A 625-nucleotide genomic window follows, 5' to 3' on the forward strand; every position below is an offset into this window, starting at 1 on the left:
TGCATATTGCGAAGCTAATCGGCCGGGTTTGCGAAGCAAAACGGCCGCATTCCGTTTCTGAACGGCCGGCACGAGCTCTATCTTAGTGGTCCATTCCTTTATAATGATGCTAACCATCCAAGTGATGGTGAATACATCATTTTTAAGGAGGATAATGTATGCAGTTAGATTACAAGGACATCATTATCAAACACTATGCGCTATCCATGTCAGGTGGCGAAATAGCTCGTCAGGCGGGTTACAGTAAGTCTGGCGTTAACGACTTCTTGCGAGCGTTCAAGAAGTGTGAAGATCTTCAGTATCCATTGCCGACAGGCATCACGAACTATGGGATAGCCATGAAGGTGTATGGGTCTGTATCTGGATCAGGTTGCCGTAACGAAAACATCGAACTTCCGGATTATGAAGAGGCAGCCAAGTTAATGGCAACCAGGAAGAACATGACGCTCATGTTTCTGTGGAACCGCTACAAGAAAAAGTGCGAAGAAGAAGGGGCGCGTTTTTACCAGTACAGTCAGTACTGTGAGCTCTACAACAAATGGTGCGAAGAGAATTATGAGACCGCCCACTTTGATGCCGTAATCGCACAAAAGATGGAGGTGGACTTCGCAGGTCAGACCTTCAC

At 46.7% G+C, this 625-nt stretch carries 1 pseudogene; it reads left to right on the plus strand.

The window, feature by feature from the left end:
* Positions 1–158: 158 nt before the first annotated feature.
* A pseudogene (locus ACK8P7_RS10995) lies at positions 159–625 on the plus strand (hypothetical protein); the annotation flags it as partial.

This window comes from Oribacterium sp. P9 (assembly GCF_046365365.1).
In the GTDB taxonomy this organism is placed as follows: Bacteria; Bacillota; Clostridia; order Lachnospirales; family Lachnospiraceae; genus Oribacterium.